The 12,801-nt window shown below is 69.3% G+C and carries 15 protein-coding genes; 8 read left to right on the top strand and 7 right to left on the bottom strand.

The features are described from left to right. Positions 1–70: 70 nt before the first annotated feature. From AC0Z9V_RS05790 to AC0Z9V_RS05780, 3 genes are all read right to left on the bottom strand, one after another. A complete protein-coding gene (locus tag AC0Z9V_RS05790) occupies positions 71–739 on the bottom strand; it encodes an RcpC/CpaB family pilus assembly protein (protein ID WP_485140989.1) in 669 nt (222 codons plus the stop codon). Positions 740–859: 120 nt separating this feature from the next. Next, positions 860–1,192, bottom strand: a complete 333-nt coding sequence (locus AC0Z9V_RS05785; RefSeq protein ID WP_485140988.1) for an FmdB family zinc ribbon protein — start codon at positions 1,190–1,192, stop codon at positions 860–862. Between the two features lie 81 nt (positions 1,193–1,273). Next, positions 1,274–1,927 (bottom strand): 5-formyltetrahydrofolate cyclo-ligase, encoded by a 654-nt coding sequence (locus AC0Z9V_RS05780; protein WP_485140987.1) that lies wholly within the window; start codon positions 1,925–1,927, stop codon positions 1,274–1,276. Positions 1,928–1,984: 57 nt separating this feature from the next. On the opposite strand from AC0Z9V_RS05780, the gene galU reads away from it, so the two are divergent. The 4 genes from galU to AC0Z9V_RS05760 all read left to right on the top strand — a co-directional run bounded on the left by galU (position 1,985) and on the right by AC0Z9V_RS05760 (position 5,909). Continuing rightward, positions 1,985–2,887 (top strand): UTP--glucose-1-phosphate uridylyltransferase GalU, encoded by a 903-nt coding sequence (galU, locus tag AC0Z9V_RS05775; RefSeq protein ID WP_133082533.1) that lies wholly within the window; start codon positions 1,985–1,987, stop codon positions 2,885–2,887. Between the two features lie 30 nt (positions 2,888–2,917). Further along, positions 2,918–3,523: a GNAT family N-acetyltransferase gene (locus AC0Z9V_RS05770; protein WP_485140986.1), complete on the top strand. Its 606-nt coding sequence runs from the start codon at positions 2,918–2,920 to the stop codon at positions 3,521–3,523. A gap of 89 nt (positions 3,524–3,612) precedes the next feature. Continuing rightward, the gene (locus AC0Z9V_RS05765; RefSeq protein WP_459267101.1) at positions 3,613–4,587 is read left to right on the top strand and encodes a hypothetical protein; all 975 of its coding nucleotides are present in this window, start codon (positions 3,613–3,615) and stop codon (positions 4,585–4,587) included. Between the two features lie 62 nt (positions 4,588–4,649). Further along, entirely contained in the window at positions 4,650–5,909 is a 1,260-nt protein-coding gene (locus AC0Z9V_RS05760; RefSeq protein ID WP_485140985.1) for a phosphotransferase family protein, read from the top strand. Positions 5,910–5,961: 52 nt separating this feature from the next. Here the strand turns inward: AC0Z9V_RS05760 and AC0Z9V_RS05755 are convergent, their stop codons facing one another. Then, positions 5,962–6,336, bottom strand: a complete 375-nt coding sequence (locus tag AC0Z9V_RS05755; protein ID WP_133082537.1) for a cupin — start codon at positions 6,334–6,336, stop codon at positions 5,962–5,964. A gap of 558 nt (positions 6,337–6,894) precedes the next feature. Here AC0Z9V_RS05755 and AC0Z9V_RS05750 point away from each other — a divergent pair. Further along, positions 6,895–7,221, top strand: a complete 327-nt coding sequence (locus tag AC0Z9V_RS05750) for a hypothetical protein (protein ID WP_485140984.1) — start codon at positions 6,895–6,897, stop codon at positions 7,219–7,221. Positions 7,222–7,240: 19 nt separating this feature from the next. On the opposite strand, the gene AC0Z9V_RS05745 is transcribed toward AC0Z9V_RS05750, so the two are convergent. Beyond that, complete coding sequence (locus AC0Z9V_RS05745) at positions 7,241–7,924, bottom strand: DUF2306 domain-containing protein (protein WP_485140983.1); 684 nt, start codon at positions 7,922–7,924, stop codon at positions 7,241–7,243. Positions 7,925–8,154: 230 nt separating this feature from the next. On the opposite strand from AC0Z9V_RS05745, the gene AC0Z9V_RS05740 reads away from it, so the two are divergent. The 3 genes from AC0Z9V_RS05740 (at position 8,155) to AC0Z9V_RS05730 (ending at position 11,274) form a co-directional block, all read left to right on the top strand. Next, positions 8,155–9,630, top strand: a complete 1,476-nt coding sequence (locus AC0Z9V_RS05740; RefSeq protein WP_485140982.1) for a M28 family peptidase — start codon at positions 8,155–8,157, stop codon at positions 9,628–9,630. A 175-nt stretch (positions 9,631–9,805) separates the two neighbouring features. Then, positions 9,806–10,813, top strand: a complete 1,008-nt coding sequence (locus tag AC0Z9V_RS05735; protein WP_485140981.1) for a serine hydrolase domain-containing protein — start codon at positions 9,806–9,808, stop codon at positions 10,811–10,813. Between the two features lie 119 nt (positions 10,814–10,932). Next, on the top strand, positions 10,933–11,274 hold the full coding sequence (locus tag AC0Z9V_RS05730) for an alpha/beta fold hydrolase (protein ID WP_485140980.1): 342 nt from the start codon (positions 10,933–10,935) through the stop codon (positions 11,272–11,274). A gap of 61 nt (positions 11,275–11,335) precedes the next feature. Here AC0Z9V_RS05730 and AC0Z9V_RS05725 read toward each other — a convergent pair whose 3' ends face one another. Then, on the bottom strand, positions 11,336–12,199 hold the full coding sequence (locus AC0Z9V_RS05725) for a metal-dependent hydrolase (protein WP_485140979.1): 864 nt from the start codon (positions 12,197–12,199) through the stop codon (positions 11,336–11,338). 52 nt (positions 12,200–12,251) lie between these two features. After that, positions 12,252–12,734, bottom strand: a complete 483-nt coding sequence (locus AC0Z9V_RS05720) for an Lrp/AsnC family transcriptional regulator (RefSeq protein ID WP_208741854.1) — start codon at positions 12,732–12,734, stop codon at positions 12,252–12,254. Positions 12,735–12,801 lie beyond the last annotated feature (67 nt).

The following is a 12,801-nucleotide window of genomic DNA, read 5'->3' as shown; positions in this document are numbered from 1 at the left end:
GATCGGCGCTCCCTGCACGTGCGCAGGCCGGGTGCAGGAGAGGGGACGACAGCCCGGCCATCGTGACCGGTCACGGAGCCGAGGTCAGTACGAGGTGGACATCGCCCGAGCTGGAGGACCCGGCGAGGGCCGCGGCGTCGTCCGCCTGCACGGCCACGACCACGAGGCCGCCGTCGTCGTCGGCGCCGGGCCACGTGCTGCCGCCGCCTATGGGCGCGGTCCACAGGACCGCGACGGAGCGCGCCAGGACCGTCGAGTCGGCTGCGACGTCATAGCCGTTGCCGGTACTGAGGATGACGTCGACGAGCTGCCCGGGAGCCAGCAGCTGGACCGTCGCGGGGTCCGAGGGCCGGAGGGGGACGGCGACCGTGCCGGGCGTCGTGCCGGTCAGCAGCCCATCGCCCACGAGGGCGGTCGCGGCCACCGGCGCGCCCTGGGACAGGGGCGCGGCCAGCTGTTGGCCGATCACCTGCAGGGGCCGATCGAAGGTGTCGCCCGGAACCGCCTGCTCGGGGAGGGTGGTCTGGGCCACGTCCGCCTCGGTGAGGACCGTCCCGATGGCCAGATCACGTGAGGCACTGACGACAGTCCTTGTCCGATAGTCGTCGCCGACGGCCGCCTCCACCGCGACGCCGGCTGCCGCACTGAGGAGCAGGCAGCAGAGCAGCCGCTTGCGGCGGTGCACCAGCCTGCGGAGGCGGGAGCTGAGCGGGACGCCCGGAGGGCGGGTCGTCGTCATGCACGGACCCTAGGCGGGAAGCCGTGTCACCGGGGCCGGCCGGACGCTATGTGGACATCATCGGTGGCCGCGGTGTGCCGAGCGGCAGCTCGGTGCCGGGAGAGCGCCGCGGGCGGCAGCTCAGGACGCGGCTGCCGCAGCCCCGCTGCTGGTTGCTCCCGCGGTGCTCGGAGACGCGGCGGAGGACGAGCTGGATGCCGTGGAGCTCGACGCGTCGGAGGTCGGCTTCGCAGCGGAGCTCGCGGAGCTCGAGCCGGCGTCCGTGCTGGTCTTCGTGTCCCGGGAGTCGTTGCGGTAGAAGCCCGAGCCCTTGAAGACGACGCCCACGCTGTTGAACTTCTTGCGCAGCGAGCCGCCGCACTCGGGGCACACCGTGAGCGAGTCGTCGGAGAACGACTGCTGGATGTCGAAGGCGTGGCCGCAGTCCTTGCAGGCATAGGCGTACATGGGCATGGAAATCCTCCTGGACGAACAACGTGGTCCCCGGATGGCTCACCGACACTGCTCTGGCACTCTCCGGGGTCGAGTGCCAGTCTACACTGCGCGGTCTCGGGTCCCGAAGCGCAGCAGCCCGTCGGGCGTGAAGGCGCCACCCAGAGGCTGGTCGTAGGGCTCGGAGGGGACGGCGCCGGCGGGAAGGACCTCGGTCCGGTACACCATGCCCAGCCGCGGGACCGCCCCCGGTCCGTCCAGGGGACGGTCGGCCAGGAACCGGTCGTAGTAGCCCCCGCCCTGACCGATCCGGTTGCCCGTCCGGTCCACGCCGAGGGCGGGTACCAGGATGAGGCCCACGTCCGGCACGTCGTCGAATGCGAGCCTCGGACCGACGGGCTCCTGGACGGGAGCGCGGACGGACCGCTGCAGCGCGACGCCGGGGACCCAGCGGACCCAGGACAGGCGGTAGGCGGGCTCGCAGACGGGCACGACGACGCCGAAACCGAGGCGGTGCAGTTCTCCGACGAGCCGTTCCGTGGCCGGTTCCGGGTCGACGCCGAGGTACGCGGCGACCGTCGGCAGGGGAGAGTCGAGGCGCCCGGCGGGCCGGTATCGGTCGGAGAGGTACTGCACCACGACCCGGCGCAGGCCGTCCGACTGGTCCTCCCGGTCCGAGGCCTGCAGGGTCGCCCGGGAGGCGCGGAGGGATGCGCGCAGGCCGGCCTTGTCCGTATCACGAGCTGAAGCGGTCATTCCACCATTGTGCGCAGCGCCCGAGGAATCCAGTGCCTTTTATGTAATGTGGTGCTCATGACTCTGCAATCACGTGTGACGAAGGCCGTTATTCCTGCGGCCGGTCTGGGGACCCGCTTCCTTCCAGCCACCAAGGCCATGCCGAAGGAAATGCTTCCTGTCGTCGACAAGCCGGCCATCCAGTACGTCGTCCAGGAGGCCGTCGACGCCGGACTGTCCGACGTCCTGATGATCACCGGGCGTAACAAAAGGGCCCTCGAGGACCACTTCGACCGCGTGCCGTTCATCGAGCAGACGCTCGAGGCCAAGGGCGATCACGACAAGCTGGCAGCGGTGCGCCGCCCCTCCGAGCTCGGTGACATCCACTACCTCCGCCAGGGCGACCCGAAGGGCCTCGGGCACGCCGTCCTCCGCGCCAAGCTGCACGTCAACAACGAGCCGTTCGCCGTCCTGCTCGGTGACGACCTGATCGACGAACGCGATTCCCTGCTCGAGACCATGATCGAGGTCCAGGCCCGGACCGGCGGCTCCGTGATCGCCCTCATCGAGGTGGACCCCGAGCAGATCAGCGCCTACGGCTGCGCCGACATCACGGCGATCGACGGCGAGAGCCACGTGCGCGTGAACCAGCTCGTCGAGAAGCCGTCCGTCGAGGATGCGCCGTCGAACCTGGCCGTGATCGGACGCTACGTCCTCCACCCGCGGGTCTTCGAGGTCCTGGAGACCACGAAGCCCGGTCGGGGCGACGAGATCCAGCTGACCGACGCACTGCAGACCCTCGCAGCAGCCGACGGGGAAGGCTCCGGCGTGTACGGCGTCGTCTTCCGCGGCCGCCGGTACGACACCGGCGACAAGCTGAGCTACCTGAAGGCCGTCGTGACCCTGGCGTCGGAGCGCGAAGACCTCGGTCCGGACCTCCGTGCCTGGATCAAGGACTTCAGCAAAGAGCTCTCGGACTAGCACGCCGTGTGGTCGGCAGCCAGCTGGCCCGTGACCCTTAGGACCGGATCCCTGGTCCTGAGGCCCATCCGCCACCGCGACAAGGCGGCGTGGACGGCCCTGCGCCGCCGCAACGCCCCGTGGCTGGCGCCCTGGGAGGCCTCGAATCCTGATCCGAACGGTTTCCTCCCCACCTATCACCAGATGGTGCGGTCGCTGACGTCCCAGGCCAGGGCCGGCTCGGCGCTGCCGTTCCTGATCACCGAGCAGGGCCCCGGTTCACGCGAGGCCCGGCTCGTGGGGCAACTGACCGTCTCGGGGATCACCTGGGGCTCGGCGATGTCGGCCACGCTCGGGTACTGGGTCGATTCCGAGCGGGCCGGACGGGGAATCGCGCCGACGGCCGTGGCCCTCGCGACCGACTACTGCTTCGGTGATCTCGGTCTGCATCGGATGGAGATCAACATCCGCCCGGAGAACCGGGCCAGCCTGCGGGTGGTCGAGAAGCTGCACTTCCGGGATGAGGGCCTCCGCCCGCGCTACCTCCACATCGCGGGGCAGTGGGCGGACCACAGGAGCTTCGCCCTGACGGCGGAGGAGGTCCCGCGCGGGCTGCTGTCACCGTGGCTCGAGGGTGGGACTCCCCGTCCGGGCTGACGGATCCAATTCCGGAAGGAGCATATTAGGCTCCGACACACCGGCGGCAATGCCGGAGTCGTGGTACGACTGCTTCTACGGTTCTAAGTGTGGTCTTCTCCCTGGACAGCTCGTTGGTGCTCGCCGCAGTCGTCGGCGTGTGGCTGCTCTGGGTGGCGCCGATCGTGCTGCGAAGGACCAGGCCGGCCACCGCCGGCAGTACACCCCGAATGCCGAGAGCCAGGACCGACGTCCCCGTGGAGAACATGATGACAAGTAACGCGCCGCACGACGATGCAGCCGCCACAGGGGACGACGCCCTGCCGCCGGCACGGACCACGCCGGATGCCGATGGTGCGCCCGCCCGCTCGGTGGCCCCCCGCACGATGACGGTGACGCCGTACCGGGGTCGCATGGCCGTGGCGGCCGTGGGCCTCGTCGCACTCGTAGCCACCCTGGTCACCTTCGCACTCGCCCTGTTCGGAGCCGTCTCGCTGCTCCTTCCCCTCGCGTGCATCGCAGTGGTGGCCCTCGCCGTGGCCGCACTGCGTCTCCTCGCCGTCCGTGGCCGGCAGGCTCGCGTCAACCGTGCGTTCGCCCACGCCATGGCGCCGGTCCGCGAGATGGCCCCGGAACGCTCCGCGGTGGTGCTGCCCGCACCTGCCGCGCCCAGACGCCCCACCACGCTGTTCGACGCCCAGGAGACTGCCGCGCGACCCTTGTCCGCCATGGAGCTGCGGACCGCGGCACTCGCCGTGGCGCACGGTTCGTCCGTCGTGGATGTCCGCGCAGCGGCGTCGTCCACCACCGTGGACGCTGCTCTCCCGCCGGCCGGTACGACGGCGTGGGCGCCTGTCGAGGTGCCTCGTCCCACCTACGTGGACGCTGCGAAGGCGGAACGCCAGGCTCCCGCCCCCCTGGATCTGCCGGAGGCCCCGAAGCCCTCCACGAAGACCCCCATCAAGGCCTCCGAAGCCGCGGCTCGGGTTGCCGAAGCAGCGGAGGACGCCGAGGCAGCGGCCGTCTCGGCTCCCATGACGGGACGCATCAATCTCGACGACGTCCTCCAGCGTCGCCGCGCCTGACGCCTCCGTCATGGGGGCAGCCGGGCCGCGCTCGATGACGGTCGCACGCATTTAGGTCCCGGATGAGGGCGAGGGACGTACGCATCATTAGCGAGCAGGAGACCATCGCTCTCCTTGCATCCGATGCGCCCGGAGAGCTCCTGCAGACCACGCTCGCCGCCGCGGGGTGGGATCTCCTCTCCTGGCGACCGGGCCCGGTCCACCACCGCCCCGGAGCGGGGGTGACGGGCGTCTTCTCCATCGAGGTCCGTATGTCCGGCCCGTCCGGTCGCGGGCGGGGGACACCCGTCCCGACCCACGCCTGCATCACCTCGTCAGCCATCCCGCAGCCCGGGAACCGCGTCTCCTCGTTCTCCCGCAGGGGAGCCGGCGCACTGTCCGTCTGGGTGCACCCAGACGATCCGCAGCTGCCCGGACTGCCTCTGGCCCTCGACCCGGTGCGCGTCACCCCGTTCGCCTTCGGCCGCGGGCACGCCGCCGACGCGACGGTGCTCGACCTCAGGAGCTACCGTCCGCTCCGGCGCGCCGTGGTCCTCGCGGTCAATGGGAGCGACCGCCGCTACCTGAAGGTGCTCCGCGCCCGGACGGCAGGGCCGCTCGCCGAACGGCACCGCATGCTGCGGGCCGCAGGGGTGCCCGCGCCGGTCCTCGCAGGGGATCCCATGCAGGATGTCGTCGCGATGCACCCGGCGCCGGGTACACCACTCGCGGAGCTCCTCATGCGGACCGGAGCGGCGGACGTCGATCCCCACGCGCTGGTGCGGGTGCTCACAGCTCTGCCCGCGGCCGTCCTCTCCTTGCCGGAGCGACCCCCATGGGCGGCGCGGGTCCGGGACTACGCCGAGGGAGCGGTCGCGGCATTGCCCTCGGAGGCGGATCGCATTCGTCGCATCGCCAAAGGCATCGACCATGCGGTGCGTTCGACCGACGCCGGACCGCTGGTGCCCACGCACGGTGACTTCTACGAGGGCAATCTGCTGATGACGGACGGAGCCGTATCGGGACTCCTCGACGTGGATGCGCTCGGCCCCGGACACCTCGTGGACGACCTCGCATGCTTCCTCGGCCACATCGCGGTCCTGCCCGGGCTGCATGCCGGCTACGAGCACGTCCCCCAGGCCCTGCTGCGATTCCTGCAGGCGTTCGACCAGCATGTGAACCCCGCCGCCCTCCGGAGCCGCGCCGCGGCGGTGAGCCTGACCCTCATCGCAGGAGCGCGACGCCAGGCGGTGAGCGAGGGCGGCGTCATCGAGGCGCTCTCACGGCTGGACGTGGCCGAGCAGTTCCTCGTGGAAGCGAGGATTCTCGGCGCGGGGCGGTAGCCCGGCGTCGCCCTGATCGGATCCCGTTCGTCAGGAGGCGTCCATCGGTGAATCAGGCAGATTTGGCATAGACGGCCGCGCTCATGACCTCGTAACCCACGAACGTCTCGTCGTTCCCGACCCAGGCATCGTGACCGGCGGGGATCGAATAGGCGTCGCCGGCGTGGATGGTGGCGCGGCTGCCGTCCTCCATCTCCACCTCGAGCGTGCCGGCGGTACAGATCCCCACGTGGTCGTTCTGGCAACTCTCGGTATGCACCACGGTCTTGACGGTCTCGGACCATCGCCAGCCTGGTTCGAAGGTGAACCTGCCGATCGTGGTGTTGCCGAGGCTGACCACGTCGACCTTGGTCCTGGGTGGACGGCGCTTCTCATCGGGATCGTCGAACGATCTGGATGCAAGGGCATTGACAGTGATTGCGGACATCGTGTCCTCCTCGATGGGTGGGTTCTGACCATGTGTCCGGAGGAGAGACCAGGCGCTCCGGTATGAGGGTTCGGCGGGGCCGGGCCGGGGCTGGGTCGAACACGTGCGAGCGAGGCTAACAGCGTGCTCCCGGGCGTAGCGGTTGTCAATGCCGTACGCCGACTCCCTCGGGAGGCCCCACCGCATCCCGAGGACATGTGATCCTGTACCGGCGGGTAGGGCCGCCAAGGACCGTGGACGGCACGCCACGCACGAGGGGACGATCGGGCTTAGGATTTACTTAGGTTGTTTAACAGAGGGCAACTCAGGGGTACCCGCGGGGGTGCCGCCACCGGTACGTCTCCACAAGTCGTTCCGGGCATCCCCGGGGGTACGCCGAAGGTGAGGTCGCTTCGGGCGGACTCTCTGCTGGGATGCGATCCTCGTGTCGTCACCCTCGACCCCGTGACCACGCGCCGGTGATACCAACCGTGCTTGTTTTATTCTGTGGTGGTTCGAACTAGCTCCTCGGACCGCGGCTTAGCAGAAGGCCATGAAGCGGCGATCGTGGAGTTCATCGTGAATCCTCTTGCCCCTGAACCGGATCAGCCGGGCACCACCGTCCTTCGAGCAGGACGGTCCCGCAGGGCCGGCACAGTCGGGGCCGAGGGACGACATACCATGGCCGGAGCGCTGGTGTACGCCGTCCGCGACGTCCTGCCCGCTGCCGGCGCATTGGACGCCAAGGCCATAGCGCTGGAGCTCGACAAGGGCCTTCGGGCCTATTGGGGTGCGGATCACGGCATCACCACCAGCGAGATGCTCGCCACCGCCCGTGACATCAAGACCAGCATGGGAAAAGCAGCCCTCGATCAGCCCCGCGGCTGCGGTCCAAGGGCGCCGTGACGGCTGCTCGTTGGTCGTCTCATCCCGTCAGGGCGGGCGTGCGCCGTAACCACCATTCGCCGACGGCTACGTGCATCGTGAATGCGAGCCAGAACGCGACACCGAACAGCGTCGTGTCCGGGGTGGCCGGCGTCGTCCCGCCGGACATCACCTGCTCCACAGCCTCGAAGACCCCCACCCAGATCCTGATGGTTCCGACGCCTATGCCGATGGCGAATGCGCGGATCATCCAGCGCCGGTGGTGCCGTACGTCATCCCGCCGGATCGCCCGGAACGCGAGCACAAGGCAGGCCAGGAACCAGCAGCCGAACACGACCGTCGCGGCGGCCTCGGGTGCGCCTCCCCAGGCGTGGGGCACGCCGAAGAGCAGCGCGAACAGCCCGGCGACGAGCGCGCAGGTGAGCAGGACGCGCCCGAGGCGCCGGTGCACGTCGTAGTGCCGGGTGCGGAACCGACGCGAGAGTTGCAGTGGCGCTCCTACGAGGTACACGACGCCCGGCGCTATATGGAGGTAGGCCAACCACGGGTGGGCGACGTATCGTTCGGCGAAGTCGTCGCCGGGTACGGTGCCCGCGAGGATGTCGGGCCCGTCGATCATCACCCGGATCGCCGTGAAGACCAGCACGATGGTGGTCAGTGCGCCGATCGCGACGGCGGCGCCACGTACGAGCCTCGGGTGCGCAATCGCTGCCTTCTCCGTCACGACCGGGAGTTTTGCACGCGGTGTCCGCGCGGTCAATGCTCGGCACGGCGCACAGGGCGCCCGTGGACCAGGGACAACAAGCCCGCCTCCGACCCTATCGAGCCCTCCGGAACGGGCGTACGGTGATGCTCGGGCCGACGACGGCGCCGGCCCTTCTCAGGAAAGGGAAACTCGTGATAACCAAGCGCAGAACCCGTACCGCCTCGTCATCCGCACTGTCGGTAGCCGTTTTGCTGATCATAGGATCGGCCCCGCCCGTCCATGCCGCCAATGACACCGACACCGCGCTACTTCGGGACGCCGTGTCGGCCGAGAACATCATCAGCCATCTCCAGGAGCTGCAGGCGATAGCGGACGCCAATGACGGCAACCGCGCCGCGGGCACCTCCGGGCACGTTGCTTCGGCTGAGTACATCGAAGGACAGCTGCAGGCCGCCGGATACGAAACGGACCGGCAGTACTTCACGTACCCGAAGTTCGTCGTGGATCTTGCAGTACTGGCGCAGACCGCTCCCACGCCGACGACCTACACCTACGCCGATGAGTATGTCGACATGGCCTCCAGCGCTGAAGGCGATGTCACAGCTCCGGTGACCGCGGTCGATGTGAATCTCAGCGGCGACCGCGCCTCGACCAGTGGCTGCGAGGCCAGTGACTTCACAGGTTTTCCCGACGGGAATATCGCCCTGATCCAGCGTGGAACGTGTGACTTCGCACTGAAGGCGGCCAACGCGGCAGCTGAAGGGGCCTCGGCGGTCATCATCTTCAACCAGGGAGATGTGAATCCTGCCGATGACCGCTTCGGTGTCGTGAACGGCACGTTGGGCGAAGCAGGCTCGACGATACCCGTCGTGGGCACCTCCTTCGCGATCGGCGAGCAACTGGCTGCTACCGAGGGGCTCGAGATGCGGGTGGCCCTGGAGACCCACGAGGAGACGGTCGAGACCTTCAACGTCATAGCCGACACGGCCGGCCGTGCCGACCGGACGGTCGTCGTGGGCGCCCACCTGGACAGCGTGGCCGAGGGCCCTGGCATCAACGACAACGGCAGTGGCAGCGCGGCCATCCTCGAGACGGCCATCCAGATCGCGGAACTGGGCATCGAGCCGACCAACCGCACGCGTTTCGCCTTCTGGAGCGGTGAGGAGGACGGGCTGATCGGGTCCGACTACTACGTCTCCCAACTGTCGGCCAGGGACATCAAGGATCATGCGGTGAACCTGAACTTCGACATGGTCGCCTCACCGAACCCTGTCCGGTTCGTCTATGACGGCGACGGCGGAGCGTTCGGGGCTGAAGGCCCCAACGGGTCCGACACCGTCGAGGACGTATTCCTCGCATACTTCGCATCACAGGGCCTGGCGACGGCACCCACCGAGTTCGATGGGCGCAGCGACTATTTCGGGTTCATCGAGAACGGGATCCCTGCCGGCGGCTTGTTCACGGGCGCGGAAGGGATCAAGTCGCAGGAAGAAGCGGACGTCTTCGGCGGAACCGCCGGTCGTCCCTACGATCCCTGCTATCACGCGGCATGCGACACCATCACGAACATCGACCCGGTGGTCCTCGAGGAGATGGCTGACGCGATAGCTCATTCGACCCTCACCTTCGCCATGACGACGTCCGCTGTCAAGGGAACGGCAAAGGGCAGTGGCGGGAAATCCACGGCTGACTTCGCGTTCAAGGGCAATCACTCGAAGCGCTAGACCAGGCCAGGGTATGGGGGAAGACCATGGACTCCGCTCCGTGCAGGGCCTTCCCCCGTACCTGCCGGATCGATGACGTGTGAGAGGCTCGATGACGCCGGGCAAGGGGCGGACTGCAGGCCCGAGGGCTTCCTGTCCGTCGTCGTCCCCAGTGCCCGAGGAAGGGAAGTCCGTCATGGAGAGTGCATGGATCGGTGACTCCGATCTCGTCCGCGTTCTGGGCCGCACTCTCGGGTCACCAGGAGGAGCGAGCGCAGTGGCGGTGGTCACCCCTCAGCGTGAGATGACCGCGACGATCCGTACGGACCAGCACTCCACCTTCGAGATCGGGTCGATCTCGAAGGTGCTCACCGGCATGCTGTACCGGGACGTGACAGAACGCGGCCTCATTCCGCAGTCGACAGTTCTGCGGGAGCTGCTCCCACTCGAGGGCCACGGCGAGGTCGGCACCGTGAGCCTGGCCTCCTTGGCCATCCACCGGTCCGGTCTTCCGGGGTTGCCGCCGGGGATGCAGCCGCTTCGCCGGACCCTCGGATACTGGATCGGCGGTCGCAACCCCTACGGTGATTCACTGACCGACCTGCTGGACCAGACGCGCAACCTGCGCCTCGGCCCTCTTCGGTCCAGGTACTCGAACCTGGGGTTCCAGTTGCTCGGGCACGCCGTGGCGGAAGCAGCTGGCAGTAGCTACGGGTCCCTCCTGCAGGACCTCCTGGGCCCGGGGTTCCCGACTCCCACCCGCGCCGAAGACCTCGGGCCCTCGGACCTGCGAGGGTCCAACCGGCTGGGCCGCCCGATGGCCCCATGGGTCGGCGAGGCCATCGCGCCCGCCGGAGGTGTCCGGGCGACCATCAGTACGATGCGGGGCTTCCTCCGTTCGGTGCTCGACGGGACCGCCAGGGGTCTGATGGCCCTCGAGCCGGTTGCAGAATTCGCGCCCAGGGTAGGTATCGGGGCCGGGTGGATCACGCTCGAGCACCGCGGCCGCAGGATCACCTGGCACAACGGCAGCACCGGCGGGTTCAGCAGCTGGATCGGACTCGACCGCGACGCCGGTACCGGCGTCGTCGTGCTCGCGGCGCGTCACGGGTCCGTCGACAGGTCGGGGTTCCGGCTCCTCACCGCATTCGCCACTCCCGGATCGGTGCCATCGCCCCTCGGCGCCGACGACGGGCCGGCCTGACCGGCAGCGCCGGGTCCGGACCGGAGCACGCGTTCCGGTGGAACCTGTCAGTCCAGGCGGGCACGCACGACGCGTTCGACGACCGGCCGTACCGGCGCATCGGGATCGACCGCGAGCCGATGCGGGACGACGACGTCGAGGCCTACGTCACCGTGCTGCGCGACCCGGCCAGGGCGCGGGCGTCGTCGACGCTCTACCGGCAGGTGATACCTCCCGGTGCCCTGAAGATCCTGCGCGGGACCTACCGCGGCCGCATCCTGCGCACACCGACCCTCGTGCTGGTCGGCGCCGAGGACGGACTCCTACCGCGCGACGCTCTCGACGTCCCACCCGAGGACGCACCCGACCTGGCAGTGCAGTTCGTCCCCGGTGGTGCGCACTTCCTCGTCGATGACAATCCTGCCGGCGTCACCCGCGACCTCCGCGCGTTCATCGGGCTGCCCGCGCATGGCGGCGGCTGATCCGCCGGTGGGATCTCCGACCGACCCGCCCCGCCTGGGGCAACCGCAGAAACGCCGGACGTCAGGACGTACTGACCCTGGTGTCCATGAGCAGGACGGGAGTGCCGTCCGCATCCGCCAGCTCGAGCCGCACGGTGACCGTGATCCCGGCGAGCGAGGTCAGGTGGGTGCCGCCACACGGGATCTCCGCCCGCTCGCCGGGCAGGTCGCAGACCCACCGACGCCGGTCCGTGAGGCCCTGTCCGTCCGCGGTGATGCCGATCGGTGCCGCCGTCTCCGTCCATGCCGCGAGGGTGGCATTCACCGCAGCGGCTGCTGCTGCGGTGTCGAAGTCCTCCGTGCTGAAGCCCTTCCGCCGCAGGGACTTCCCCAGCCGGTACCTGTCCACCGAGCCGAACTCGCCGATCACCGTCGTGTCGATAGCGAGGGCGTCGAAGTTCGGGGCCCCGAGGGCGTCCGGCGCCACCTCCTTCTTCCAGCGGCCGGCCAGCGCACGGTTGAGGGCCAGCGAGGCGAGGTGGCAACCGGTGTGACCGGCGGACACCGCGGCCCGATAGGTGTCGTCCACCCGCACGACGACGTCGTCGCCCTCCGCGGGCGCTGCGCCCTCGACCAGGTGCACGACGACGAACGCCCAGCCCTCCGCGCCCTTCCGTACGGGTGATTCCCCGCCTAGATACAGGGAACTCCCGTCGGTGGCGCCCACCACGCAGTCGACCACCGGCCAGCTGTGGGAGCCCGAGGCGAGATCACCGCGGTCGGGCCCCTGGTCGGGCCAGGCGGAGTCGACGGGGTGGAATGCCGTGACGTCCAGCAGGACGGCACTCCGTCCGTCCTCGCGCGGCTCGACATGGAGGACGCGGGAGGCTGACTCGAGGGCACCCTGGGGGTAGGTGACGCGTGTGTCGGTGGTCGGCAGGGTCATGCTGCTCCTTCGGGTGGTGCGAACAGGGTGAGAACGGGGGGTACGGGGTCGCTCAGGTATCCGCGGAGCGCTGGGCGAGCCTCTCCAGCAGTGGCTCGGTGCGGTAGGGGATGTGCTCGTGCAGGGCGAGGACCGTCTCGGTGCGGATGACGCCCTTGATCCGCAGCACCGAGCGCAGGGCTGCCTGCAGATTGTGGGTGTCGGTCGCGGCGACCCTGCACCACACGTCCCCCCGGCCCGAGATCTCGTGCACCTCGAGGACCTGGTGGATGGTGCGCAGGCCGGCGATGACGGCATCGAGCTCGCGGTGGGACACCTCGATAGTGACGAACGCGACGACGTCGTAGCCGAGCGCCTCGAGGTCCAGTTCCCTCCCGCTCCGCCGGAGGGTCTCCGCGCGGAGGAGCCGCCGGATGCGGCTCTGCGCGGTGTTCCGGGCGACGCCGAGGAGCTCGCTCAACTCGCTCACCTGAGCGCGGGGGTCCCGCACCAGCTCGAGCAGCAGTCGCAGGTCGAGGTTGTCCAGCTTGCTCACGAAGCTCACTTCCCGTCAGTCGGCTCCGCCCGTGTTGCGCACGGCGCTCAAAAGGGCGACGAGCTTT

The sequence above is a fragment of the Arthrobacter sp. UYP4 genome (genome assembly GCF_057291175.1).
The sequence above is the reverse complement of the archived record's forward strand: the minus strand, read 5'-3'. Positions and strand labels throughout refer to the sequence as shown.